Source organism: Halomonas organivorans (assembly GCF_014192055.1).
In the GTDB taxonomy this organism is placed as follows: Bacteria; Pseudomonadota; Gammaproteobacteria; order Pseudomonadales; family Halomonadaceae; genus Halomonas; species Halomonas organivorans.
Map to the genome: position 1 here is coordinate 73,774 of NZ_JACHXM010000003.1, position 23,855 is coordinate 97,628.

The 23,855-nt window shown below is 67.7% G+C and carries 22 protein-coding genes; 6 read left to right on the forward strand and 16 right to left on the reverse strand.

Annotated elements, in window-relative coordinates; all coding sequences use genetic code 11:
• The 10 genes from FHR96_RS04705 to FHR96_RS04750 all read right to left on the reverse strand — a co-directional run bounded on the left by FHR96_RS04705 (position 1) and on the right by FHR96_RS04750 (position 9,688).
• On the reverse strand, positions 1 to 312 hold the full coding sequence (locus FHR96_RS04705; protein WP_183386516.1) for an HP0495 family protein: 312 nt from the start codon (positions 310 to 312) through the stop codon (positions 1 to 3).
• Positions 313 to 383: 71 nt separating this feature from the next.
• Positions 384 to 1,598 (reverse strand): D-alanyl-D-alanine carboxypeptidase family protein, encoded by a 1,215-nt coding sequence (locus FHR96_RS04710; protein ID WP_183386517.1) that lies wholly within the window; start codon positions 1,596 to 1,598, stop codon positions 384 to 386.
• 47 nt (positions 1,599 to 1,645) lie between these two features.
• A complete protein-coding gene (locus FHR96_RS04715) occupies positions 1,646 to 2,602 on the reverse strand; it encodes a septal ring lytic transglycosylase RlpA family protein (protein WP_183386518.1) in 957 nt (318 codons plus the stop codon).
• The gene (gene mltB, locus FHR96_RS04720) at positions 2,599 to 3,663 is read right to left on the reverse strand and encodes a lytic murein transglycosylase B (protein ID WP_183386519.1); all 1,065 of its coding nucleotides are present in this window, start codon (positions 3,661 to 3,663) and stop codon (positions 2,599 to 2,601) included. The genes FHR96_RS04715 and mltB overlap by 4 nt, the downstream gene beginning before the upstream one ends.
• A gap of 34 nt (positions 3,664 to 3,697) precedes the next feature.
• On the reverse strand, positions 3,698 to 4,855 hold the full coding sequence (gene rodA / locus FHR96_RS04725; protein ID WP_183386520.1) for a rod shape-determining protein RodA: 1,158 nt from the start codon (positions 4,853 to 4,855) through the stop codon (positions 3,698 to 3,700).
• A gap of 1 nt (position 4,856) precedes the next feature.
• Positions 4,857 to 6,758 (reverse strand): penicillin-binding protein 2, encoded by a 1,902-nt coding sequence (gene mrdA, locus FHR96_RS04730; protein WP_183386521.1) that lies wholly within the window; start codon positions 6,756 to 6,758, stop codon positions 4,857 to 4,859.
• A gap of 24 nt (positions 6,759 to 6,782) precedes the next feature.
• The gene (gene rlmH, locus FHR96_RS04735; RefSeq protein ID WP_183386522.1) at positions 6,783 to 7,250 is read right to left on the reverse strand and encodes a 23S rRNA (pseudouridine(1915)-N(3))-methyltransferase RlmH; all 468 of its coding nucleotides are present in this window, start codon (positions 7,248 to 7,250) and stop codon (positions 6,783 to 6,785) included.
• Complete coding sequence (gene rsfS, locus FHR96_RS04740; protein WP_183386523.1) at positions 7,247 to 7,615, reverse strand: ribosome silencing factor; 369 nt, start codon at positions 7,613 to 7,615, stop codon at positions 7,247 to 7,249. The genes rlmH and rsfS overlap by 4 nt, the downstream gene beginning before the upstream one ends.
• A 118-nt stretch (positions 7,616 to 7,733) precedes the next feature.
• Positions 7,734 to 8,366 (reverse strand): nicotinate-nucleotide adenylyltransferase, encoded by a 633-nt coding sequence (nadD, locus tag FHR96_RS04745; protein WP_183386695.1) that lies wholly within the window; start codon positions 8,364 to 8,366, stop codon positions 7,734 to 7,736.
• Positions 8,367 to 8,395: 29 nt separating this feature from the next.
• A complete protein-coding gene (locus FHR96_RS04750) occupies positions 8,396 to 9,688 on the reverse strand; it encodes a glutamate-5-semialdehyde dehydrogenase (RefSeq protein ID WP_183386524.1) in 1,293 nt (430 codons plus the stop codon).
• 89 nt (positions 9,689 to 9,777) lie between these two features.
• On the opposite strand from FHR96_RS04750, the gene FHR96_RS04755 reads away from it, so the two are divergent.
• The 3 genes from FHR96_RS04755 (at position 9,778) to FHR96_RS04765 (ending at position 13,154) form a co-directional block, all read left to right on the forward strand.
• Positions 9,778 to 10,647 (forward strand): hypothetical protein, encoded by an 870-nt coding sequence (locus FHR96_RS04755; RefSeq protein ID WP_183386525.1) that lies wholly within the window; start codon positions 9,778 to 9,780, stop codon positions 10,645 to 10,647.
• Complete coding sequence (locus FHR96_RS04760) at positions 10,640 to 11,578, forward strand: GGDEF domain-containing protein (RefSeq protein ID WP_183386526.1); 939 nt, start codon at positions 10,640 to 10,642, stop codon at positions 11,576 to 11,578. The genes FHR96_RS04755 and FHR96_RS04760 overlap by 8 nt, the downstream gene beginning before the upstream one ends.
• Before the next feature lie 172 nt (positions 11,579 to 11,750).
• Positions 11,751 to 13,154, forward strand: coding sequence for a bifunctional DedA family/phosphatase PAP2 family protein (locus FHR96_RS04765; RefSeq protein ID WP_183386527.1), 1,404 nt, complete (start codon positions 11,751 to 11,753; stop codon positions 13,152 to 13,154).
• 192 nt (positions 13,155 to 13,346) lie between these two features.
• Here FHR96_RS04765 and FHR96_RS04770 read toward each other — a convergent pair whose 3' ends face one another.
• From FHR96_RS04770 to mpl, 3 genes are all read right to left on the reverse strand, one after another.
• Positions 13,347 to 13,970, reverse strand: a complete 624-nt coding sequence (locus FHR96_RS04770) for a LysE family translocator (protein WP_183386528.1) — start codon at positions 13,968 to 13,970, stop codon at positions 13,347 to 13,349.
• Positions 13,971 to 14,056: 86 nt separating this feature from the next.
• A complete protein-coding gene (locus tag FHR96_RS04775; RefSeq protein WP_183386529.1) occupies positions 14,057 to 14,704 on the reverse strand; it encodes a flavin prenyltransferase UbiX in 648 nt (215 codons plus the stop codon).
• Positions 14,694 to 16,076 (reverse strand): UDP-N-acetylmuramate:L-alanyl-gamma-D-glutamyl-meso-diaminopimelate ligase, encoded by a 1,383-nt coding sequence (gene mpl, locus FHR96_RS04780; protein WP_183386530.1) that lies wholly within the window; start codon positions 16,074 to 16,076, stop codon positions 14,694 to 14,696. The genes FHR96_RS04775 and mpl overlap by 11 nt, the downstream gene beginning before the upstream one ends.
• Positions 16,077 to 16,308: 232 nt before the next feature.
• Between mpl and FHR96_RS04785 the strand changes: the two genes are divergently transcribed.
• Entirely contained in the window at positions 16,309 to 17,568 is a 1,260-nt protein-coding gene (locus FHR96_RS04785) for a 6-phosphofructokinase (protein ID WP_183386531.1), read from the forward strand.
• A gap of 201 nt (positions 17,569 to 17,769) precedes the next feature.
• On the opposite strand, the gene FHR96_RS04790 is transcribed toward FHR96_RS04785, so the two are convergent.
• Entirely contained in the window at positions 17,770 to 19,488 is a 1,719-nt protein-coding gene (locus FHR96_RS04790; protein WP_183386532.1) for a bifunctional protein-serine/threonine kinase/phosphatase, read from the reverse strand.
• 211 nt (positions 19,489 to 19,699) lie between these two features.
• Between FHR96_RS04790 and ppa the strand changes: the two genes are divergently transcribed.
• Positions 19,700 to 20,230 carry an inorganic diphosphatase gene (gene ppa / locus FHR96_RS04795; RefSeq protein WP_183386533.1) on the forward strand — a complete coding sequence of 177 codons (531 nt, stop codon included), beginning with the start codon at positions 19,700 to 19,702 and terminating at the stop codon, positions 20,228 to 20,230.
• A 79-nt stretch (positions 20,231 to 20,309) separates the two neighbouring features.
• Here the strand turns inward: ppa and FHR96_RS04800 are convergent, their stop codons facing one another.
• Together FHR96_RS04800 and FHR96_RS22560 are read right to left on the reverse strand one after the other, a co-directional pair.
• A complete protein-coding gene (locus FHR96_RS04800; RefSeq protein ID WP_183386534.1) occupies positions 20,310 to 21,443 on the reverse strand; it encodes a DUF2333 family protein in 1,134 nt (377 codons plus the stop codon).
• A 227-nt stretch (positions 21,444 to 21,670) separates the two neighbouring features.
• A complete protein-coding gene (locus tag FHR96_RS22560) occupies positions 21,671 to 21,796 on the reverse strand; it encodes a hypothetical protein (protein ID WP_281378368.1) in 126 nt (41 codons plus the stop codon).
• Between the two features lie 120 nt (positions 21,797 to 21,916).
• On the opposite strand from FHR96_RS22560, the gene dsbD reads away from it, so the two are divergent.
• On the forward strand, positions 21,917 to 23,761 hold the full coding sequence (dsbD, locus tag FHR96_RS04805; RefSeq protein WP_183386535.1) for a protein-disulfide reductase DsbD: 1,845 nt from the start codon (positions 21,917 to 21,919) through the stop codon (positions 23,759 to 23,761).
• Positions 23,762 to 23,855: the final 94 nt, after the last annotated feature.

The following is a 23,855-nucleotide window of genomic DNA, read 5'->3' on the forward strand; positions in this document are numbered from 1 at the left end:
TCAGACCACCATGTGCACGCGGCCGCTGGCCTTGAGCTCGGCAAACAGCGCCTTGAGCTGATCCTCACCCGTGGCACGCAGGGTCAGCCTCACCGACTGGAAGCGACCGTTTCGGCTCGGCACCACCTGGATCTTCTCGGCATCGAAGGCGGAATCATGGCGGCTCACGATCTGGCACACCATGGCGGTGAAGTCTTCGCTGGCATCCCCCACGACCTTGATCGAATAGTCACAGGGGAAAGTGATCTTGGGCGGCTCGCCACCCTTGGTTGCGCTCGGGCGGCGCAGGTCACGCAGGGTCTTGTCGTTCATCCCTCACCCATCTGGAAGCATGGACCTCCATTTTACGCGACCCGCACCCGCCCACCAAGGTGCGGCGGGCCTCAGTCGAAGAAGCCACCCAGCAGGTTGGTGAAGAAGCGCTGCACCTTGTCGAAGATACGCTTGAAGAAGCCGCCCTCCTCGACCGGTTCAAGCGCCAGCAGGGGCCGCTCGCCAACGACTTCGTCACCCAAGCGGACTTCCATGGTACCCACCTGCTCACCGGCGGCGATGGGCGCCGTCAGGTCGGCGCGAATGTCCAGCTTGGCGGTCAGCTCCTCGTTGCGGTCACGCGGCACGGTCATGAACACGTCGCGGTCCACGCCGACCTTGAGCTCATTGCGATCGCCACCCCATACCCGCGGAGTGTTGAGCACCGCCCCCTGGTCGTAGAGCTTGAGGGTCTCGTAGTAGCGGAAGCCGTAGCTGAGCAGCTTCTGGGATTCCTGGGCCCGCGCTTCCTTGGAATCGGTGCCCATCACCACCGAGATCAGGCGCATGTCGTCACGCTGCGCAGAGGCCACCAGACAGTAGCCGGCGGCCTCGGTCCAGCCCGTCTTGAGCCCGTCGACGCTGGCGTCCCGCCACAGCAGCAGGTTGCGGTTGGGCTGGTCGATGCCACCGTAGGTGAAGTGCTTCTGCTCATACATCCGGTAGTGGTCCGGATAGTCGTTGATGATGTGCCGAGCCAGGGTCGACAGATCACGCGCCGAGGAATAGTGATTGTCGTGGGGCAGCCCGGTGGGATTCTCGTAGTGAGTGTTGCTCATGCCCAGCTGCGAGGCGTGCTGGTTCATGAGATCGGCGAAGGGCTCGGTGCCGCCGGCCAGGTACTCGGCCATGGCGACGCTGGCATCGTTGCCGGAGACGATGACGATGCCATGCAGCAGCTCGCTGACCGGCACGCGATCGCCGACCTCGACGAACATCTTGGAGCCGCCGGTGCGCCAGGCCTTCTCGCTGATCGGCACCATGTCGTCGGGGGCGATGTTGCCGCTCTCCAGCTCACGCTCCACCAGGTAGGCGGTCATCAGCTTGGTCAGGCTCGCCGGCGGCAGACGCTCGTCGGGATTGTGCTGGGCCAGCACCCGACCGCTGTCGGCATCCAGCAGGATCCAGGACTTGGCCGCCAGCCTTGGCGGCGCCGGAATCATGGTCTGGACCCGGGGCTGTTGGGGCTGCGGCGTCTGCGCCAGCAGCGGCGTGGTCACCAGCGACAGGCAGACCATCAGGACCGGCAATAGCCGGCGTAGCGAGAACGAACTCAGGACTTTCATGGATGGCAGTCTCTTCGGGTACATCGGGGAGATTCGTAAGGGCCGACTCAGTCGGCCGCCGCATCGACGACGAACGCTTCGTCGAAGCCGGCCCGGCGCAACTCGCCGCGCACCGGGTCGATCTGGGCACGGCTGGCCAAGGGGCCGACCTGGACACGATGCATGCCGGCCTCGGTGGCCACACGCACCGGACGCTCCAGGGAAGCCTGGAGCCGTGCCTTGAGAGCATTGGCGCTGGCCGCGGATCCCAGCGCCGCCACCTGCAGGTAAACGGCGTCTTTCGCCACCTGACGAGACGCCGCGGGTTCCGGCGCCACGCTCCGTGCAGACGCTGCGCCGGCGACGGAAGACGTGGCCGACTCGCTCACGGCGGCAACCGGCATCTGCCGTTCGCCGGACGAGTCGCCATGCTCGGCCAGCCAGGCCGTGGGATCAATGGCCTCGACCCGCACTCGACCGGTACCGCGATCGAGGATGTCGAGACGCGCTGCCGCGGCATAGGACAGGTCGATTTCGCGCTCGCTGTGGAAGGGGCCGCGATCATTGACCCGCACGATCACCGAACGACCGTTGTCGAGATTGGTGACCCGCGCATAGGTCGGCAACGGCAGCGAACGGTGGGCGGCGCTCATCTTGTACATGTCGTAGATTTCGCCGTTCGAGGTCGCATAGCCGTGGAACTTCTTGCCATACCAGGACGCGGTGCCGCGGTGCACATAGCCGCTGGCATCATCCAGCACGTGGTAGGTCTTGCCCCACACCCGATAGGTCGAACGATTGCCGGCTCGCGAGCGCGGCTCGACCCGAGGCTCCGCATTCGGCACCTGACTGACATCGGGGGGCTGCTCGGGATAGGCGTCGCTGCTCATCGCATAGCGCTCGCCGCCGCCTGTTGCGCTATCCGAGACACCGGCATTGTCCGACGGAGCAGGCGTGGTGCCGCCACCCCCGGCACAGCCTACCAGCCACAGGCTTGCCAGTACGGGAATCCACCAGGCTCTCATGGGCTTTCCTCCGGGTCGGCGGCGGTGGCAGTGAACCAGTCGGCCTGGCGTCCACGGGCTTCGGCGATCGCCTCGGCCAGTTCGGTGACGGCCATGGCATAGAGATAGCTGTGGTTGTATCGGGTAATGACGTAGAAGTTGTCACGACCGAGTCGGTAGCGAACGGTACCATCGGCCATGTCCAGCGCCAGCGGCATGACGTCGACATCGTCGGGCAGCGCCGCCTCGCTGACGATGCCGGCACGTTCGAGTTCCGCCAGGCGGGTGCCGGGCGGGCGCGCCTCATTGAAGCGGATGGCCTCAGGGGGCTCGGCCGGTCCCTGCGCCTCGTGATAGATCGGCGCCCCGGCCCGCCAATGATGCTCGGCGAAATAGTTGCCGATGCTGCCGATGGCATCTACCGGATCGGTCCACAGATTGCGATGCCCATCGCCGTCGAAGTCCACTGCATAGGCGCGGTAGCTGGTCGGAATGAACTGCGGATAGCCCATGGCACCGGCATAGGAGCCCTCGATGCTCTCCGGGGCAACCTCCTGCTGGAAGGCAATTTCCAGGAAGGCGGCGAGCTCATCGCGGAAGAAGGCACCGCGACGGGGATGGTGGAAGGCCAGGGTCGACAGCGAGTCGAGCACACGATGGTCGCCGGTGATCTTGCCGTAGCGCGTCTCGACGCCGAGAATCGCGGCGATGATCTCGGGCGGCACGCCGTACTCGTCCTCGGCCCGCGCGAAGGCCTCGCGGTGGGCGTCGATGAAGGCCGCACCCTGGGCGATACGTTCCTCGCCGAGGAAGATGTCGCGATACTCGTGCCACACCAGGTGATGCTCGGCGGCGCCGGACATGGCATCGAGCACCTCCTGGCGGAATTCGGCCCGGTCCAGGGCATCCTCGAGCCAGTCGCGATCGACGCCACGCTCGGCGACGTCGTCGACCAGCGCTCGCACCTCGCCGCGACGTGGATCGAAATCCGCCGCCGAAGCCCCGGCGGACATCCAGAACACCAGACCACCCAGCGCCAGGATCAACGCCCTGCGTCCCCGTGGTAGCGTCGTCACCGTCATGCATCTCTCCCTGAATCGATCGGCCCGTATGGCGCTAGCGCGGCAGCAGGCGGCGGTGCGAATGAATGGCCATGAGAATACCGAAACCGGCCAGCAAGGTCACGCTGGAGGTCCCGCCGTAGCTGACCAGAGGCAGCGGCACGCCGACGACCGGCAGGATACCGCTGACCATACCGATATTGACGAATACATAGATGAAGAAAGTAAGGATGATGCTACCGGCGAGCAGGCGCCCGAAGGTCTCCTGGGCCGCCCCGGCCAGCCATAGCCCGCGACAGACGATCAGCAGGTAGAGGGTCAGGAAGGCCAGCATGCCCACCAGCCCGAACTCTTCGCCGAGGACGGCGACGATGAAATCGGTATGACGCTCCGGCAGAAACTCCAGGTGAGACTGGGTGCCCTGCAGCCAGCCCTTGCCCCACAGGCCGCCGCTGCCGATGGCGGTGGTCGACTGGATGATATTCCAGCCGGCGCCCAGGGGATCGCTCTCGGGATCGAGAAACGTCAGCACCCGCTGACGCTGGTACTCGTGCATGTTCATCCACAGCAGCGGCAGCGCCGCGGCCGCCAGTGCGCCGAGCAGCCCGATGATGCGCCAGGACAGGCCAGCCAGCAGAATCACGAACACCGCCGCCAGGGCCACCAGCAGCGAGGTACCGAGATCGGGCTGACGGGCGATCAGCAGCACCGGTGCCCCGATCAGCAGGGCGCAGACCAGCAGGTCCTGCCAGCGCGGCGGCAACTCCCGGCGGCTGAGCCAGGCCGCCACCATCATCGGCACCGCCAGCTTCATCATTTCGGAAGGCTGGAAGCGCACCACGCCGGGGATCACCAGCCAGCGCTGGGCGCCCATGCCCATGTCGCCCATGATCTCGACCGCCACCAGCATGGCCATGCCCGCCAGATAGGCCGGCATCGCCCAGCGCTGTAGCGTCGCAGGCGTAAACTGGGCAATGATCACCATGCCCGCGATGGCCACCCCGAAACGCAGCCCCTGGGCGATCACCACTTCCAGGCGCTGCCCGCTGGCACTGTAGAGCACCACCAGACCGGCCAGCATCAGCAACAGCAGCATGCCCAGCAGCCAGGGGTCCAGGTGAATGCGCTCCCACAGGCTGCGCTTGCGGGAGATGCCACTCTGCGGTGGCTTGACCGGATAGCCGCGCCGCAGCAGAAGGTCGACCATCGCCATGCTATTCCTCTCCTTCGCCCGCATCATCGCCGGCGCTCCGAGCGTCCGGCGATTCGCCGTGATGGCGTTCAAGCAGCCAGTAGTCGGTCATGGCCCGGGCCAGCCCGGCCGCATGGTGACTGCCACCACCGGCATTCTCGACGATCACCGAGACGGCGATCTGGGGGTCTTCCACCGGCGCAAAGGCCGTGAACAGCGCATGGTCGCGCAGCCGCTCCTTGAGCTCATCGGCGTTGTAGCGTTCGTCCTGCCCCAGCGAAAAGACCTGGGCGGTACCGGACTTGCCCGCCATCCGGTATTCGAGCCCCGCACCGGCGCGGCGAGCGGTCCCCTCGCGTCCGGAAAGCACCTTCTCCATGCCCGAGTAGACGCGGTCCCACCAGTCGGGGTTGTCGAGTTCGACATCCGGCGGCGTATCGGGCAGCTCCGTGGGGACCGGCTCATCGCCGATCTTCAACGCCAGGCGCGGTTTGACCCAGTCGCCGCGGTTGGCCAACACCGCCGTGGCGGTCGCCAGCTGCAGCGGTGTGATCTGCAGGTAGCCCTGGCCGATCCCCACCGACAGCGTCTCGCCGGGATACCAGGGCTGGTTGAAGCGCGCTCGCTTCCACTCCCGAGACGGCAGCAGCGCCGAACTCTCGCCAGCGACATCGGCGGCCACCCGTTGGCCGAAGCCGAACTGCGACAGGCTGTCATGGATCCGGTCAATGCCCAGCTCATGGGCCAGCGAGTAGAAATAGGTGTTGTTCGATACCGCGAGCGCGCGCTCGAGGTCGACGCGTCCGTGCCCCCAGCGCAGCCAGTTGCGATAGCGGCGCGAGTCGTTGGGCAACTGATAGTAGCCGGGATCGTAGATCACCTCGCCGGGCGTGATCTCGCCGTCGCGCAACCCGGTGATGGCCATGAACGGCTTGATGGTCGAGCCCGCGGGGTAGCTGCCTCGAATGGCGCGGTTGAACAACGGCAGGTCGATGTCCTGTTGCAATGCCCGGTAGGAATCCACGTCGATCCCGGTCACGAACTGATTGGTGTCGAAGCCAGGCACCGACGCCATGGCCAGGATCTCGCCGGTCTGCGGCGCCACGGCCACGATGGCCCCGCGGCGTCCGTCCAGCAGCTCCACGGCCAGATGCTGCAGCCCCTTGTCCAGGGTCAGGGTCAGGTTCTTGCCCGGCACCGGATCGGTGCGTCCCAGCTCGCGCAGCACCCGCCCTCGCGCATTGGTTTCCACCTTGCGCAGCCCGGCCTGGCCATGCAGCGCTTCCTCGTAGAATCGCTCGACGCCGGTCTTGCCGATGAAGTGGGTGCCGGCATAGTTGCCGGCATCGAGATCCTGGAGCTCCTCGGCGTTGATCCGCCCCACATAGCCAAGCACGTGGGACATGATCTCGGCATCCGGGTAGTAGCGCAGCAGCTGGGCCTGCACCTCCACCCCGGGCAATCGATGGCGATTGACCGCCAGGCGGGCAATCTGCTCCTCGTCGAGGTCGCTCATCAACAGTGCCGGCTGGAACGGCCGCTGACGCTGTCGCGAGCGCTCGCGGAATGCCTCGACCCGGTCCTCGGGCAACTCGAGCAGATCCACCAGCAGCGACAGCGTCTGATCGAGATCGTCGACTCGCTCGCGCACCAGCGTCAGGTTGTAGGTCGGCCGATTTTCGGCCAGCAGCACGCCATTGCGGTCATAGATCAGCCCCCGGGTCGGCGGCAGCGGCTCGACTCGTACGCGATTCTTCTCGGAGCGAGTGCTGTAGACCTCGTGCTGAACGACCTGCAGGTAACACAGGCGGCCCGCCAGCAGACCGGTGAGCAACAGGACCACGACCACCGCCAGCAGCGAGCGCCAGCGGAAGATACGCAGTTCCTGTTCGGTATTCTTCAGGGTGTCGCGTGGCTGACGCATTGCTTGGCGGAGACCTCGGAGCGCTCAGCGATGGTAGGGATGGCCGACCATCAGGGTCCAGGCCCGATAGAGCTGCTCGGCCAGCAGGATGCGCACCAGGGGATGCGGCAGGGTCAACGGCGACAGCGACCAGCGCTGATCGGCGGCCGCGGAGAGCATCGGATCGAGGCCATCGGGACCGCCGACCAGCAGGGCGACATCACGACCTTCCAGGCGCCAGCCCTCCGCTTGACGCGCCAGCTGCTCCGTACTCCAGGCCTTGCCGCCCACTTCCAGAGCCACCAGATATTCGTCGCCTTTGAGGCGGGCGCGAATGCGCTCGGCCTCCTGGCTGACGGCGCGTCGTGTATCGGCATTCTTGCCGCGCGGACCGGGCGCGATCTCTTCGAGCTCCAGGGCAAAGTCGCGAGGCAGACGCTTGCGATATTCCTCGACGCCCCGGGTCACCCAATCGGGCATCCTGGTGCCCACGGCCAGCAGTCGCACCCTCATGAAGCGCCGTGGGCCTCTTCCTCCAGGGCCACGCCATCGCTGGGCAAGTCGGCCCACAGGCGCTCCAGATCGTAGAGTTGCCGGGTCTCGGGAAGCATGATGTGTACCACCAGGTCACCCAGGTCGACCAGTACCCAGTCGGCACCGCTCTCGCCTTCGACGCCCAGCGGCGATACGCCCTGTTCCTTCACCGCCTGAATCACCTTGCTGGAAAGCGCCGCGAGATGACGACTGGACGTACCGCTTGCCACCACCATCAGATCGGTCACGCTGGTCAGGTGAGAGACGTCCAGGACGGCGACGTCCCGGGCCTTGAGCTCTTCCAGTGCGTCCAGCACCAGCGTCTTGAGTGCGTCGATGTGCATACCCTTCGTGTCAGCCCCTCTCAGCGGGAAATGGTCATGCCTACATTGTACCGACTCGGACGAGGCCTGGCAGCGCCTGATGACACAACGCGGCCGGTTTTTTGCCGCACCGTTCGGGTCAGCGCGTACGCCGATACAGCCCCCGCTCGAGGATCCGTGCCTCCACGGCCTCGGGCAGCAGGTAGTGAACGCTGCGTCCCTCGGCCAGGCGCCGTCGCACCTCGGTGGCGGAGATCGCCATTCGCGAAGGCAGCCGCAGGCGCAGCAGGCGTCCTGACGGCGCCGCCATCAGCGTCGCCACGTCATCGACCTCGCGCCCATCGACGAGCTCGGCGAGCGCCGCGGGCAGCGCATCCTCGTGGTCGGGTCGATCCACCACCACCAGGTGCGCCAGCGCGAAGAGGCGCTCAGGGGCATGCCAGTCGGCCAGGCGCAGGAAGGCATCGTGGCCAAGCGCCATGACCAGGCGCGCCTGCGGCCCATATGCCTGGCGCAGCTCGGCCAGGGTGTCGGCGCTGTAGGAGGGACCCTGGCGCTCGAGCTCGCGGGGATCGGCCACCAGCCCGGGCGTGTCGCCGATCCCCAGCCGCAGCAGCGCCAGACGCTCTTGCGGCGATATCTGTGGCGCGCCGCGCAGCGGCGGCTGGGCCGCCGGGATCATGTGTACGCGATCGAGCCCCAGGGCCTCGTGCAGCTCCACGGCGCTGCGCAGGTGGCCGAGGTGAACGGGATCGAAGGTCCCGCCCAGCATGGCGATACGCGGCGCCTGTATGGTCTCACTCACTGACGAATCTGGCCGTCGCCGAGCACCACGTACTTGCGCGTGGTCAGGCCCTCGAGCCCCACCGGGCCCCTGGCATGCAGTCGGTCGGTGGAAATGCCGATCTCGGCGCCAAGGCCATACTCGAAGCCGTCGGCGAAGCGCGTGGAAGCGTTGACCATCACCGAACTGGAATCCACCTCGGCCAGGAAGCGGCGAGCCAGGGTATAGTTCTCGGTGACGATGGCATCGGTGTGCCGGGAGCTGTAGCGCTCGATGTGCGCCATGGCATCGTCGATGCCGTCGACCACCCGAACCGCCAGCACCGGGGCCAGGTACTCGGCCGCCCAGTCGGCCTCGGTGGCGGCAGCGATGTCGCCGAGGATCGCGCGGGTGCGCTCACAGCCGCGCAGTTCGACGCCATGCTCGGCGTAGGCCGCGGCCAGCGCGGGCAACAGTGCCTCGGCCAGCGGCGCATCGACCAGCAGGGTTTCCATGGTATTGCAGGTGCCGTAGCGCTGGGTCTTGGCATTCACGGCGATGGCCAAGGCCTTGTCACGGTCCGCACTGGCATCCAGGTAGACGTGACAGACGCCATCCAGGTGCTTGATCACCGGCACGCGAGCCTCGCGACTGATCCGCTCGATCAGCGACTTGCCGCCGCGCGGAATGATCACGTCGACGTATTCCGGCATGCTGATCAGTCGCCCGACGGCGGCCCGATCGGTGGTCGCCACGACCTGAACGCTGTACTCGGGGAGTCCGGCCTGCTCGAGGCCGACGCGGATGCAGTCGGCGATGGCCGCATTCGACTCGCGTGCCTCCGACCCGCCCCGCAGAATGGCCGCATTGCCTGACTTGAGACACAGGCTGGCCGCTTCCATGGTGACGTTGGGCCGCGATTCGTAGATGATACCGATCACGCCCAGCGGCACGCGCATCTGTCCGACCTGGATACCGCTCGGCCGAGAACGCAGCCCATCGATCTCGCCCACCGGATCGGGCAACGCCGCCACCTGGTGGAGCCCCTCGATCATGGCGTCCAGGCGCGCGTCATCGAGGGCCAGGCGATCGAGCAGCGCGGCGTCGAGGCCGTTCTCGCGACCCCGCTCGAGGTCGCGAGCGTTGGCCGCCAGCACCTCGGCGCGCGCCGCATCCAGGCGCGTCGCCATGGCCAGCAGAGCGGCATTCTTGGCCGCGGTATCGGTGCGCCGCAGCCGGGTTGCGGCATCTCGCGCCTGCTGCCCAAGGCGCTGCATGTAGGCGTCGACGTCGGTGACGACGCTGTCGGAGTGGGAGGCGTGAGCTGTCATGCCGTAAAGTGTCTCCAGGAAAAGGGCCGTGGCGCCAAGCTACGCCCCAGGCTCGAGTCAAATCGGGAAGGAGCCCATACTAAGTCACCATGCAGAGCAAGTACAAAGTCGGCCTGATGCGGGTGAACCTGCTGGTGGCCGCCAGCCTCACCGCCTTCCTGGCGACGACTGCCCAAAGCCTGCCGGACGCCTTCCTGCTGGGCCTGACCAGCCTGTGGCTCACCGTGACCGCCACCCAGATCGAACTCAGCCATCGCCATCTGGCCACCATTCCCTGGCAACTGCTGCCCGGACTGCTGCTGGCGGCCCTGCTGTGGGCGACTCCGGGGCGGCACCTGACGTGGTTCTGGGCCTGGGCCATCCTGCTGATGCTCCCCCAGCCGCGCTGGATCCTGATGTTCAACGCCCTGCTGGCCGCCGCCAGCTGGTGGAACCTCCATGATCGACTGGGCCTGGAGCAGTGGCTGCTGGCAGGCCTGCTGCTGGCCGGGCTGATGCTGCTGGGCCTGTCACGCTCGCTGGAACTCCAGGCCATGCGCCAGCGCATCCGCGATCGCGCGCGACTGGTTCCCGAACTTCCCGTGTGGTCGAACCAGCGCCTGCTGCACGATGTGCGCCATGAACGTCACCGCGCGCGCCACGAGGGCGGCCACGTCGAGCTGCTGCTGCTTCGCAGTCCCCGCTGGCAGCTCTGGCCCATGGCGGAGCAATGCTGCCGGCTGCTTCAACCTTACGACAATGCCTACCGCCTGGACCGCCGCACCCTGGGGCTGCTGCTGGTCAGCCGCAATGCCGCCCAGGCCGAGATGCGCCGCCAGGCGCTGCTGTCGGCACTGACCGTCTCGGTACGCATCAGAGCCATCGCCCTGCCGGGGCTTGGCTCGCTGAGCCACGAGCGCCGCGCCCTTGCCCGGCAAGCACACCCCCTGGAGGTCAAGGAGATCGCCCACCATGGTTGAGCCTCGCTCACCGCGCTCTCGACTCTTCACCCTGGCCATCGGCATCGGCATCGTGCTGCTGCTTGGCCAGGCGCTATGGTTCTACCTGATGGGGCACTATACCCGCATCCTGCTACCCGCCCTGCTGTCCCCGGTCATGGCGGTCGCCGCCCTGCTCGCCGCCACCGCCAGCGCCAAGGCCTCTCGTGCAGCGGCCTACCTGGTCCTGATCTGTGGCTTCCTGCTGATCGCCGTCGAACTGCCCGGCCAGTCCAGCACCGCGGCGCTGTGGATCGGCCTGCCGCCAGTGCTGACCCTGGTGCTGCTGCCGCTGGGACCGGCGGTACTGCTCAACCTGGCACTGACGCCGGTCTGGCTGGCCCTGCTCGGCAACGGCGAACTCGCGCCGGAGCTGGCCGTGGGATACCTGGCCCTGGTCGCCGTGGCCACCCTGGCACTCTGGGACCGGCTCAGACAGCGCGCCCTGCTGAAGGCCACCGACCCCCGCGAACACGAATGTCCGGCGCTGACCCGCAAGAGCCTGCACGAACGACTGAACGGGGAGTTCGAACGCGCCCGGCTGCTCGAGTGCCCACTGGCGGTCGTGCTGTTCCACCTTCCCCAGCTCGACATGACCCGCGAGCAGTTCGGCGACGCCACCCGTCGCGCCATGCTGACGGCATTCTGCCAGGGCACGCTGCGCCATTGTCGCGAGCTCGACACCCTCGGCCGCGAGGACGAGACCGCCTTCTGGCTGATTCTGCCGAACACCACCGAAAACGGGGCGCTGCTGGTCCAGCAGCGGCTGCAGCAGGCCCTCGAGCAGGTCGTACTGGTGGAGACCGGCCCCCTGGAAGTACGCCTGCGCCTGGAAACACCGCACGGCGGTGAACGCTGGCCAGCCTTCCTGACCCGCCTGCAAGGCATGACCCAGGCCCTGGCCACCGACTAGTGTCCTGTATCAGAGGTTGACGGTAGAATTCTGGCGGCCCCATGGGCCGTCATGCAGCACTGCCATGCCTTGTCGCGACGCCGGGCCTGATGCCTCGGTGCGCTCGACATCTCATCAACGCACCGTCGACACAGGACACTGGACGGACCGCCATCGATCATGGAGAGCCCCCTTGAACCCAGTTGACCTGCTCCAACAGTTGACGCCGTCCCCGGCGCTGCTGCTGCTGTTGATCGTCATCATCGCGCTGGTCGAGTCGCTGGCCCTGGTGGGGCTGTTGGTTCCGGGCGTGGTGCTGATCACCGCCACCGCGTCCATGGCCGGACATCAGCAGATCGCCGTGGCGGCGGTGATGGGTGCCGCCTTTCTCGGCGCCATCGTCGGTGACGGCCTCAGCTTCTGGCTGGGCTACACCCAACGCGAGCGTGTCACCGGCATGTGGCCGCTGTCGCGCTATCCGGAATGGCTGTCCCAGGGCGCCCGATTCTTCCACCGCCACGGCTCTCTCTCGGTGTTCCTCGGACGCTTCGTCGGGCCGGTCAGGCCGGTCGTGCCCCTGATCGCCGGCATGATGCACATGCCACCTCGACGCTTCACCTGGGCGAACCTGCTGTCAGCGGCACTATGGGCCCCCGCCTATGTACTGCCCGGCTACCTGCTGGGCCGGACATGGCAGCGCCTGCCGGGTTTCCCCGAGGCGCTGGAACCTTGGCTGGTGGGACTCGGCGTGCTGGTGGTGCTACTCGCCGTCACCTTCTCCTGGCTACGCCACCAGACTCATCATGACGGACTGGTGTATCGCGGCCTGGCCCGACTGCTGCGCCGGCATCCCAAGGGGCGCTGGGCATGGCGAGCGTTGTCGCGACACCATGATCGAGAGCCGCCACTGGGCACCTGGCTGCTACTGCTGACATCGCTCACCGCCCTGTCGGCGCTGACGCTGGTGGTGCTGCATCAGGGCGGCCCGCTGCTCATGGATCGCCGCCTCGACATCCTGATGGATACCCTGACCATTCCGGGGCTGCTGACGCTGAGCCAGGTGCTGGCGGAGCTCGGCGACCTGTACGGCATCATCGCCATGGTCCTGCCGTGGGGGCTGTGGTGGCTGGCTCGCCGGCGCTTCGATGCCCTGGGCCACTTTGCCGCCGGCCTGCTCGGCATCGCGGCACTCAACACCCTCGGCAAGGCCGTCATCGGCCGCGCCCGGCCGCACGCCTCGGTCCATCTGGCGGATTCGCTTTCCTACCCGAGTGCCCATACCTCCACCGCCGTGGTGCTGTTCGGCCTGGCCGCCGCCTTCGTCGCCCGGGAACTTCCGCCGCAACGTCGCTTCTGGGCCTACTGGGGCGCCATTGCCGTCATCGTGCCCATGGCGCTGTCGCGGCTGGTGCTGGGCGTACACTGGCTCAGCGACCTGGTCGGCGGCGCCCTGCTCGGCCTGGTGGTCTGCGCCCTGGTGCAGCTCGCCTGGCAGCATCGCTCGCGGGAGACCCTGCGCCCCTGCCCCTGGTGGGCGCTGGGCACGGCCTCGCTGGCGCTCGCCGCCGCGCGGGTGGTCTGGCTGGGGCCGGCGTAAGCTGGAAGCTGGAAGCCAGCATGAACCCCGCCATCATCGGGTCAAGGGTTTTCTTCCAGCTTCAAGCTTATGACTTCAAGCTCCGGGCGAAGCCCGGCCGGGTTTTCTTCCAGCTTCCAGCTTAAGCCCGCGAAGCGGGCGTTCTTCCAGGTGCGAAGCACCGCTCTTCGAGCTTAAGCCCGCGAAGCCGGGTCAACCCAGCGCCAGCCACAGCCCCACGCCCACCATCAGCGTCCCGGCCACGCGGTTGAGCAGCCGCACCTTGTCGGCCTGGCCCAGCAGGTGGCGTAGCGTCTGCCCACCGGTGGCGTAGGCCAGCAAGGCGCAGAATTCGATGGTCAGGATCACCGCGACCAGCGCGGCCAGCTGGGCGGGAAGCGGTCGCGAGGCATCCAGGAACGGCGGCAGCAGGGCCATGAAGAAGGCCCAGCCCTTGGGGTTGGCCACCGCCGTCACCAGCCCCTGCATGGCCAGCTCGCGGCGACCGGCACGGGCCTGGGACGCCAGGGTATCGGGAATCGCCATGCGTCCGCGGGAGCGCCACATCATCACGCCCAGATAAGCCAGGTAGGCGCCACCCAGCCACTTGAATACGGCGAACAGCGCCGGCTCCCGCAGCATCAGCGTCGCCACCCCGGCCCCGGCGGCCACCGCCACCAGCCCCACGCCGACCAGCTCGCCGAGCATCATCCACAGCGTGCGCCGCACGCCCTGGGTCATGCCCAGCACCATCGCCAGGGTCATGCACATGCCCGGCGTCAACGACACCAGCAGAAAGGTCGGCACGAACACCGATAGCAACCCCATGCTGACCATTCGAACAACCTCCATGTCAATTGGCTGGGCAGCGCCCCCCTACCGCTGGTCGGCGCCCGGATCGGTTTTTCTTCCAGCTTATGGCTTCAAGCTTTCGGCGAAGCCGAGTCCCCCCAGCGGGGCATCAGGCGATGCTCGATGCCGAGCTGGTTGAGGATGCGCGCGACGATGAAGTCGATCAGGTCCTCGACCGAGCTCGGCCGGTGGTAGAAGCCCGGCGCCGCCGGCAGCACCACCGCGCCCTGGCGGGTCAGGCTCAGCATGTGCTCGAGATGAATGGCCGACAGCGGCGTTTCCCTCGGCACCAGGATCAACTGGCGACGCTCCTTGAGCGCCACGTCGGCGGCGCGCTCGATCAGGTTGTTGCTGGCGCCGCAGGCCACCGCAGAGAGCGTGCCGGTGGAACAGGGACAGATCACCATCGCCGAGCTGGCGCCGGAGCCCGAGGCCACGGGCGCCATCCAGTCCTCGCGACCGAAGCAGCGTATCTGGCCCGGGGCCGCCCCGCAGCGCTCGATAAGCGCCTCGGCCAGCCGCTCGGGTCGTGCCGGCAGTTCGCTCTCGGTCTCGGTGGCGATCACCAGGTGCGCCGCCTTGGAGATCATCACCCAGACCTCGCGGTTCGCCACCACCAGCGCCTCGATCAGGCGCAGACCATACTGGGCACCGGAGGCCCCGGTCAGCGCCACGGTGACCGGGGCGCCAAATCCCGTCGCGTCTCGCTCAGCCGTCATGAGCCACCTCCAGTGCCGCCAGTAGCTTGTCGTGGATGCCGCCGAAGCCGCCGTTGGACATCACCACCAGCCGGTCGCCCGGCCGCGCTTCGGCCACCAGCGCCGCTACCAGGACGTCCAGATCGTCGTAGACGCCGCCGGGCCGGCCGCTGGCCTCGACCACCGGCGCCAAGGTCCAATCGAGCCCTGGAGGTTGGTACCAGTAGGCGGCGTCGGCGTCGGCCACGCTACCGGCCAGGCGCTCGCGCAGGGTGCCGAGGCGCATGGTGTTGGAGCGCGGCTCGATCACCGCCAGCAGGCGGCCGTTCGGGGTGGCGGCACGCAGCCCGCCGAGGGTGGCGGCGATGGCCGTGGGGTGATGGGCGAAATCGTCGATCACCTGAATGCCGACCACCTCGCCGCGCAGTTCCTGGCGGCGGCGCGGCGTCTCGAAACGCGCCAGAGCCTCGGCGCCATCGGCGAGCGACATGCCACAGGCGTGGGCGGCGGCCAGCGCCGCCAGCGCATTGCGGGCGTTGTAGTCGCCGGTCAGTCCCCAGTCGACCTCGGCCTCCTGCTTCACGTCGGCGCCGCGATGCAAGACCCGAAAACGGCTGGCGTCGGCGCGCTCGAGGACGACGCGCCAGGGGCTCTCCGGGGCCTGGCCGAAACGCTCTACCGGCGTCCAGCAGCCCTGCTCGAGCACACGCTCAAGGGCCGGCTCGCCGTCGGCCACCAGCAGCCGCCCCTTGCCCGGCACGGTGCGCACCAGGTGGTGGAACTGGCGCTCGATGGCGGCCAGGTCTGGGAAGATGTCGGCGTGGTCATACTCCAGGTTGCCGAGCACCGCGATCTCGGGGCGGTAATGCACGAACTTGGAGCGCTTGTCGAAGAAGGCGGTATCGTACTCGTCGGCCTCGACCACGAAGGGCGCATCGGCGTCGCCCAACCGCGCCGAGACGCCGAAGTTGCGCGGCACGCCGCCGATCAAAAAACCCGGCGCCAGTCCCGCCGCTTCCAGCAGCCAGGCAGTCAGGCTCGCCGTCGTGGTCTTGCCGTGGGTGCCGGCCACGGCGATCACCCTCCGGCCGGGCAATACGTGCTCGACAAGCCACTGGGGGCCGGAGACGTAGGGCAAGCCCCGATCCAGCACCGCTTCCACCTCGGGATTGCCCCTCGACAGGGCGTTGCCGATCACTACCAGATCAGGCCGCGGGTCCAGGTTGTCGGCAGCGAAGCCCTCGATCAGGGCGATCCCCGCCTGTTCGAGCTGGGTGCTCATGGGCGGATAGACGCCCGCGTCCGAGCCGCTGACGCGATGCCCTTGTTCTCGGGCCAGCAAGGCCAGGCTACCCATGAAGGTACCGCAGATGCCGAGAATATGAAGATGCATGGAGTCTCCGCTACCGAAATGCCTTGCCGGCGGTCAGTAGCCGCCCGGCGGAAAGCGGCAGCCTAGCATGGCCCCTGCGCGCCCTCCAGCGCGCCGCGGACGTCGCGGATCGCCGACGGGATGCAGCCACCTGGGCGATGGGCTAGAATCGACGCCTTTCTTGGACGAACCCCGGAAGCGCCCTGCCGAGCGGGCCGCTTCCCCATGACGCGACCAGCAACAGGATAGCCCCATGGCCCAGCACAACGCCTTTTACGCCCAGTCCGGCGGCGTCACCGCCGTGATCAACGCCAGCGCCTGCGGCGTCATCGAGGCCTGCCGCCGCCACTCCGACCAGATCGGCAAGGTCTACGCCGGCCACAACGGCATCATCGGCGCCCTGACCGAGGACCTGATCGACGTCAGCCAGGAGAGCGACGAGGCCATCGCGGCGCTGCGCCACACCCCCGCCGGCGCCTTCGGCTCCTGCCGCTACAAGCTCAAGGACATCGAGACCCACCGCGCCCAGTACGAGCGACTGATCGAGGTCTTCAAGGCCCACGACATCCGCTACTTCTTCTACAACGGCGGCGGCGACAGCGCCGATACCTGCCTCAAGGTCTCCCAGTTGTCCGAGAAGTTGGGCTATCCGCTGACCGCCATCCACGTGCCCAAGACCGTGGACAACGACCTGCCGATCACCGACAACTCCCCGGGCTTCGGCAGCGTGGCCAAGTACATCGCCACCTCCACCCTCGAGGCGTCGCTGGACATCGCATCCATGTGCGCCACCTCCACCAAGGTGTTCGTGCTCGAGGTCATGGGACGCCACGCCGGCTGGATCGCCGCCGCCGGCGCCCTGGCCGGGGAGAAGGAAGGCGACGCCCCGCACCTGGTGATCTTCCCCGAGATCGCCTTCGACCGCGCCGCGGTGATGGCGCGTGTCGAGGAGTCCGTGCAGAAGTACGGCTACTGCGTAATCGTGGTCTCCGAGGGCGCCCGCTACGAGGACGGCACCTTCCTCGCCGACTCCGGCAACACCGACGCCTTCGGCCACCGCCAGCTGGGCGGCGTGGCGCCGACGCTGGCCGGCATGGTCAAGCAGGATCTCGGCTACAAGTATCACTGGGCGGTCGCCGACTACCTGCAGCGCGCCGCGCGCCACCTGGCGTCCAAGACCGACGTGGACCAGGCCTACGCGGTGGGCGAGAAGGCCGTCGAGCTGGCACTCGCCGGCGAAAACGCCAAGATGCCGGCCATCAAGCGTACCGGCGACGCCCCCTATTCCTGGACCGTCGAGGCCGCACCGCTGGCCGAGGTGGCCAACCGCGAGAAGTTCATGCCGCGCGATTTCATCCGCGACGACGGCTTCGGCATTACCGAGGACTGCCGCCGCTACCTGTCACCGCTGATCCAGGGCGAGGACTTCCCCCCCTTCGAGAACGGCCTGCCCAAGGTGGCCAAGCTGGCCAAGCATCGCGCCGAACGCAAGCTGCCGGAGTTCAAGATTTAAAGCTGGAAGCTGGAAGCTGGAAGCTGGAAGCTGGAAGCTGGAAGCTGGAAGCTGGAAGCTGGAAGCTGGAAGCTGGAAAACAGCATGGACCCCGACATCATGGGGTCAAGGGTTGTCTTCAAGCTTCCAGCTTAAGCCCGCGAAGCGGGCGTTCTTCCAGGTGCGAAGCACCGCTCTTCAAGCTCCGGGCGCAGCCCGGTTCTAGCGCAGCAGCCAGGAGATCACCAGCAGCACCAGCAGCACGCCGGCCACCGCCTGCCAGACCCAGGCTGGCTCGTGCCAGCGCCGGGACGGCGAGCCACCGCTGCCTCCCTCGGGGACCCGCAGGGCATGCAGGAACTCCGAGAGCCGCCGGTAGCGCAGCGCGCGCTGGGGCGTGAGCGCCCTGCGAAGGGCATCGTCGAGGGCCGGCGGTATCTCGGGATCGTGACTCCGGGCACTGCGATAGTGCATTCGCTCCAGGTCGGTATGGCGCAGCAACTCCTTGACCGGCTGCTCATAGGGCAAGGCACCGGTGAGCAGCCAGTAGGTCGTGGAGGCCAGCGAATACTGGTCGCTGCGACGCCCCACCTCGTCATCCAGGGCATACTCGGGCGCACTGTGCTCGGTCAACCCGACCTGGCGCAGCAGCCCCCGCGAGCGACGATGGCCGTCCACGTCGCGCAGATGGCAGGCGCTCAGGTCGGCGAGCACCACCTGGCCGTGCCGGTCGATCAGCACGTTGTCGGGATGTACTCGCTGGTGCAGCAGGTCGCGGTGGTGCAGCGCCTGGAGTCCCTTGCCGAGCTGGATAGCGATATCGAGCCGCTGGGCCAGGCCGGCCTGGGGATGGCGACGCACCCACTCGGCGAGGGTCTCCCCCGCCACGTAGGCCATCAGGTAATACAGATGGCGCCGGGGGCGCGAGGGCTCCATGACCCGCACCACGAACGGCGAACGCACGCGCTCGACGACCCACTGCTGAAGCAGGAAGTGCTCCAGATAGGCATTGCGGCTGGAAAGCTCGGGGCTGGGCGCCTTCATCACCATCTCGCGCTCGGAGTGGACATCGCACACTCGATAGACCCGTGACTGGGCCGTGCGCGACAGCACCTCGCGTACCTCCAGGCCATCGAGTCGCTCGCCCACATCGAGTTCCGGCGGGATCGGCAGGTCGCCGTACAGCCTGTCGGGATGATCGCGAGCCTCTTCGGGCAGGGCGTCGATGCGCACCAGCTGGAAGCAGAACTGGTCGCCGCCGTAGCCCCGCTCACGGGCCCGCTCGCTGGCGGTCTGGGCCAGCCGCTCGCAGGCGGCGTCCAGATCGCTGGCATCCTGGCGAATCAGGCCCACGTAGTCCGACGGCATCAGCGTGCCCTGCACCCCCTGGCTGGTGAACAGGAAGATGTCACCCTGCTTGAGCGGCATCTGCACATAGTCGATATCCAGGCTGGCATCCATCCCCAGCGCCCGGGACGGATAGCGATAGCCGCCAAGATCCGTGACGTGGTCCCGGGTGAGCTGCTCGAACTCCGCGCCCCTGAGACGAAACACCAGGGTATCCCCCATATGGAAGAGGTGCGCCTCGCGCCCCTCGTAGACCATGGCGGACATCGAGCTCACGTAGCCGCCGTCGCTGACCTGCCGGCTCTGGCCGAAGCACCAGGCGTTCAGCGAGCGCAGCACCCGGGTCGCCGACAGCTTGGCTCCCCAGTGGTCGGGCGTCGAATAGTAGTCGGCCAGGAAGCCCTGGACGCTGAGGTCACCGGCCTGCTTGGCCAGCGGGTTGCGCGAGGTGGAGTCGGTGATCAGCGCGCAGGCGCCCTTCGTCGCCAGCAGCCGCTCCTCGGGAACGCACACCGACATCGAGCTGCGATGCCGGCCACGCGCCGGTACCACGAAGGCCTGGCCGAAACTCAGTGACAGTTGCGCGGATGCCAAGACGGTCTCCTTGTGCTGGCAGCGGCTCCAGACCCCGGCGGGGCCCTCCATAGCGGGCCCATGATACACGCCCACCCCCGCCTCTGGCTCTACCTCTCGGCATGCAACGCCCTCGCCGAAGACCTAGGTCGGATTGGTAATCGCCAGGTCGGCCTCGTATAATTCGCCGCATTTCACACCCGACGGCTATCCGCCAGAGAAGGACGCGCTCATGAACTTCGACAACATCCCCGCCGGCAAGGACCTGCCCAACGACCTCTACGTGGCAATCGAGATTCCGGCCAACCATGCCCCGGTCAAGTACGAGATCGACAAGGACATGGGAGCGCTGCTGGTCGACCGCTTCATGGCCACCCCGATGTTCTATCCGGCCAACTACGGCTTCATTCCGCACACCCTGGCCGATGACGGCGACCCCCTGGACGCCCTGGTCGTGACCCCCTACCCGGTTCAGCCCGGCAGCGTCATTCGCGCCCGCCCGGTCGGCATCCTCAACATGACCGACGAGGCCGGCGAGGATGCCAAGCTGGTGTGCGTGCCGCACCCCAAGCTGTCCAGCCTCTACGACGACATCCAGGAAGTGACCGACCTGCCCGAACTGCTGCGCCAGCAGATCGCCCACTTCTTCGAGAACTACAAGGATCTCGAGAAGGGCAAATGGGTCAAGGTGGAGTCCTGGGAAGGCGTCGAAGCCGCCCGCAAGGCCATCGAGAAGGCTGCCGCCGCCCACGGCAAGGCCTGATCGCCGCCGCGCTTGCGCAAGCGAAGGGGCCGCCCGGTGGGCGGCCCCTTCGTCGTTGCGGGCATCGACGATGTTCGGCTCAATGCTCGCCGCCCGCCTCGGGCAGGGCCATGGCATCGCCCGATGCCGGCGCATCACCAGCGGCCTGATCCACTTCACCGGCGGCGGCATCCTGCGTCGGCACGCCTGACGCCTCGTTGACGACCCCGGCCGGCACCGCCGGCTCGCCGCCCCCGGCAGCGGGCAACGCCTTGGCCAGCTCGCGACTCAGGTCCCGTGCACGCAGCACGTGATTGGCCATCACCAGCGAATGATTGGCGAAGATGCCGAAGCCTGAGCCGTTGAGCACCACCGGACTCCACAGCCGCCGCTGGCTTCTCTCGAGCTCGGCGACCAGCATCCCCCAGCGAGCGGCGAGCCCGGCATCTTCGAGCCATTCGGCTCGATCGCGCCCCACCGCGGTAAGCAGCCGATGCAGCGCCCAGGTCTGGCCGCGCGCCTCGAAGAAGACATTGTCGACCCGATACCAGGGCGTCTCGCGCGGCAGCCCTTCCGCCTCGAGATCCAGGTCGGCCAGGGCCTCGGGGCTGCCGACGCTGGCCGACAGGCGTCGTCCGAGATCGTCCAGCCCCTGCGCCACCCCGACCAACCACGGCGCAATGCCCTGCCCGCCAGCCGCGAAACCATCATCACCACCGCTCAGCGCCTCCCGGTAAGCGGCAAGCCCGGCCCGCGCCTGACGCAACCGGTGCTCAGTGGAAGGATAGAACCAGTCGCGACTATCGCCTTCCAACTGCATCTGCACGGCCCCCAGGGCCGCCGTGTCTCCACCGGCCATGGCCGGCAGCGCCTGACTCAGCCGGCGGGCCTGGCTGAGCACGCCAAGCTCCCAGGCCGGCATGTTGTCGAGCCACAGCCCCGGCGGCGCCAGATCGTTGCGCAGGTAGCCGCCGGGCTTGTCCAGCAGCGTGACTACCAGGCCCGACAGGCCGTCAAGGGTCGCCGTACCCGGCACCGCATCGGCGGCCGGCGAGGCCTCCTGCCCCGACTCGAGGGCCGGGGTACGGCTCCACCAGATGCCCAGCCCGAGAGCCACCAGCAGATAGATCACCAACGCGGCCAGCAGCGGTTTCCACAGCCAGCCATACTGCGGGCGTTCGAGCGCCTCGATCCTGCGGCGACGCCGGTCGCTCGCCTGTCGCTTCAATACCATGATCCTGTTCCCTGATGGTGAGGGGCCCGGGCACGATCGCCCGAACCGGCAAGGGGCATCCACAGCGCCCCATCGCTGCGATATCCTAGGCAATGTCTGAAAAATGCCTGCGCTCGGCTATACGGCGTTAAAAATCGGCTCAAAGTACTCATTTACTACCTGTAAACTCCGTCTTTTCACCGATTTTTGCCTTGTCTAGCCTTCGCTCACCGACTTTTCAGAAAAGCCTAGGCCAGATCCGATGCCTGCCGTGGCACCGAACGGCCCAAGGGCCCGAAGGGCTGGCTCGAACGTCGCGCCTGCGCGTCGACGCCGAGCAGGCGCGAGCCATCGATCGACAGCCCGGTGCTCATGGCCCAGTATCTCGTCCTTCAGGCTCCCATGCATCTGATCATAGCGGCCCCCGGCGCGGAACCCCATGCCACGCCACGGGTCACAAACGCGCTCCTTCAACGTCTGCCAAGGGAAGTCTCGTGTTGCACCTCTATCGCCTGCTCTGCCTGTTCGCCCTGCTGTGGATCCCGCTGACCGCCCAGGCCCAGTGGTTCGGCGGCGACGACGACGGCGAGTTCCTGCCGGTGGAGCAGGCGTTCCAGCCTAGCGCCTGGCACGATGGCGACACCCTCAGCATCGGCTTCGAGAACGCCGACGGCTACTATCTGTACCGCCATCGTTTCAGCGTCGAGAGCGACGCGAAGGGCATCACCCTCGGCGAACCCAGGCTGCCTCCCGGCGAGGCCAAGTCCGATGAATTCCTCGGCGACGTGCGTGTCTTCTACGACCGCGTCGTCTTCACGGTGCCGATCGAGGGCCAGCCCCAAGGCCCCCTGTCGCTGACCCTGGGCTTCCAGGGCTGCGCCGATGCGGGCCTGTGCTATCCCCCCGAGCGGGTCACGCTACAGGCCCCCGAAGGCCAGGCCCCGGCGGCCTTCCGCTCCGCCCCGCCCGCTGGCGAGGCCGCCACCGACGGCCGTGCCGTTACCGCCCCACCGGTCAGCGAGGATGGTCGCTTCAGCACCCTGCTCGAGGAAGCCAGCCTGCCGCTGGTGCTGGGCCTGTTCTTCGTCGCCGGCCTGGGACTGACCTTCACGCCCTGCGTGCTGCCGATGGTGCCGATCCTGTCCTCGATCATCGTCGGCCAGCACCCCAGTCGCTCCCGAGCCTTCGCGCTGTCACTGTCCTACGTGGCCGGCATGGCGCTGACCTATGCCATCGTGGGCGTGCTGATGGGCATCTTCGGTGCCGGCCTCAACCTCCAGGCCCGGCTGCAATCGGCCCCTGTGCTGATCGGCTTCGCGGTACTGTTCACGCTGTTCGCCATGGCCATGTTCGGCGCCTTTGACCTGCGCCTGTCGCCGCGACTGGCGAGCCGCATCGAAGGCTGGCAGACGCGTGCGCAGCGCAGCGGCCCGGCGGGACTGGCACTGGCCGGGGCACTCTCGGTGCTGGTGGTCTCGCCCTGCGTCTCGGCGCCGCTGGCCGGCGCCCTGGTCTTTATCTCCTCCACCGGCGATGCCGCGATGGGGGGCGCCGCCCTGCTGGCCCTGGGCCTGGGCATGGGGGTCCCGCTGCTGCTCGTGGGCACCTTCGGCCCCACCCTGCTGCCGCGCACCGGCGCCTGGATGAACGGGATCAAGACCGCCTTCGGCCTCCTGCTGCTGGGGGTGGCCATATGGCTGGTCGAACGGCTGATCCCCGCCACGGCCGCCCTGCTGCTGTGGGCCGCGCTGGCCATCGGCAGCGCCCTGGCGCTCGGCGCCCTGACGCTGAACCCGCCCCAGGGCTGGCCGCGGGCCCGTCAGACGCTCGGCATCCTGCTGCTGGTATGGGGCGTGACCATGGTGATCGGCGCCTCGCGGGGGGCCCACGATCCGCTGCGCCCGCTGGCCACCAGCGCCGCGACGACCGCCACGGCCGACGCCAGCGCCGCAGCGAACCGGCAGCCGGTGCAGGTCGTGACTCGACTCGACGAGCTCCAGGCGGCGCTGGCCGATGCTTCCCGGCCGGCGTTCGTCGACATCACCGCCGACTGGTGCATTTCCTGCCAGGTCATGAAGCGCGAGGTCTTCCCGGACCCGGCGGTGGCCGAAGCACTGGCCGACTTTCGGCGCATCGAGGTGGACGTCACCGCCTCCGACGAGGACAGCCGGGCCTTGCTGAAACACTTCGCCCTGTTCGGCCCGCCAAGCCTGCTATTCTTCGACGACGGCCGTGAACTCCGCCAGGCACGCATCCAGGGCGAGGTCGATGCCCAGCGGCTGGCACGCCACCTGGATGACGTTCGGAGCTGGCTGGACGGCGGTCGAGCCCCGGGCTAGGGCTCGCACGAAACGCCTCCGCGAACGCTGTTCGCCGGCTGCTGGACATCACCGCCGAATTTCGGCAAACTCCGACCACATCGCTTTTCAAGGC

What these genes read in the sequence shown, in the direction of transcription:
- FHR96_RS04705 (WP_183386516.1), bottom strand. Translation starts at nt 312, where the DNA reads ATGAACGACAAGACCCTGCGTGACCTGCGCCGCCCGAGCGCAACCAAG.
- FHR96_RS04710 (WP_183386517.1), bottom strand. Translation starts at nt 1,598, where the DNA reads ATGAAAGTCCTGAGTTCGTTCTCGCTACGCCGGCTATTGCCGGTCCTG.
- FHR96_RS04715 (WP_183386518.1), bottom strand. Translation starts at nt 2,602, where the DNA reads ATGAGAGCCTGGTGGATTCCCGTACTGGCAAGCCTGTGGCTGGTAGGC.
- mltB (WP_183386519.1), bottom strand. Translation starts at nt 3,663, where the DNA reads ATGACGGTGACGACGCTACCACGGGGACGCAGGGCGTTGATCCTGGCG.
- rodA (WP_183386520.1), bottom strand. Translation starts at nt 4,855, where the DNA reads ATGGCGATGGTCGACCTTCTGCTGCGGCGCGGCTATCCGGTCAAGCCA.
- mrdA (WP_183386521.1), bottom strand. Translation starts at nt 6,758, where the DNA reads ATGCGTCAGCCACGCGACACCCTGAAGAATACCGAACAGGAACTGCGT.
- rlmH (WP_183386522.1), bottom strand. Translation starts at nt 7,250, where the DNA reads ATGAGGGTGCGACTGCTGGCCGTGGGCACCAGGATGCCCGATTGGGTG.
- rsfS (WP_183386523.1), bottom strand. Translation starts at nt 7,615, where the DNA reads ATGCACATCGACGCACTCAAGACGCTGGTGCTGGACGCACTGGAAGAG.
- nadD (WP_183386695.1), bottom strand. Translation starts at nt 8,366, where the DNA reads ATGCTGGGCGGGACCTTCGATCCCGTTCACCTCGGCCACCTGCGCAGC.
- FHR96_RS04750 (WP_183386524.1), bottom strand. Translation starts at nt 9,688, where the DNA reads ATGACAGCTCACGCCTCCCACTCCGACAGCGTCGTCACCGACGTCGAC.
- FHR96_RS04755 (WP_183386525.1), top strand. Translation starts at nt 9,778, where the DNA reads ATGCAGAGCAAGTACAAAGTCGGCCTGATGCGGGTGAACCTGCTGGTG.
- FHR96_RS04760 (WP_183386526.1), top strand. Translation starts at nt 10,640, where the DNA reads ATGGTTGAGCCTCGCTCACCGCGCTCTCGACTCTTCACCCTGGCCATC.
- FHR96_RS04770 (WP_183386528.1), bottom strand. Translation starts at nt 13,970, where the DNA reads ATGGTCAGCATGGGGTTGCTATCGGTGTTCGTGCCGACCTTTCTGCTG.
- FHR96_RS04775 (WP_183386529.1), bottom strand. Translation starts at nt 14,704, where the DNA reads ATGACGGCTGAGCGAGACGCGACGGGATTTGGCGCCCCGGTCACCGTG.
- mpl (WP_183386530.1), bottom strand. Translation starts at nt 16,076, where the DNA reads ATGCATCTTCATATTCTCGGCATCTGCGGTACCTTCATGGGTAGCCTG.
- FHR96_RS04785 (WP_183386531.1), top strand. Translation starts at nt 16,309, where the DNA reads ATGGCCCAGCACAACGCCTTTTACGCCCAGTCCGGCGGCGTCACCGCC.
- ppa (WP_183386533.1), top strand. Translation starts at nt 19,700, where the DNA reads ATGAACTTCGACAACATCCCCGCCGGCAAGGACCTGCCCAACGACCTC.
- FHR96_RS04800 (WP_183386534.1), bottom strand. Translation starts at nt 21,443, where the DNA reads ATGGTATTGAAGCGACAGGCGAGCGACCGGCGTCGCCGCAGGATCGAG.
- FHR96_RS22560 (WP_281378368.1), bottom strand. Translation starts at nt 21,796, where the DNA reads ATGAGCACCGGGCTGTCGATCGATGGCTCGCGCCTGCTCGGCGTCGAC.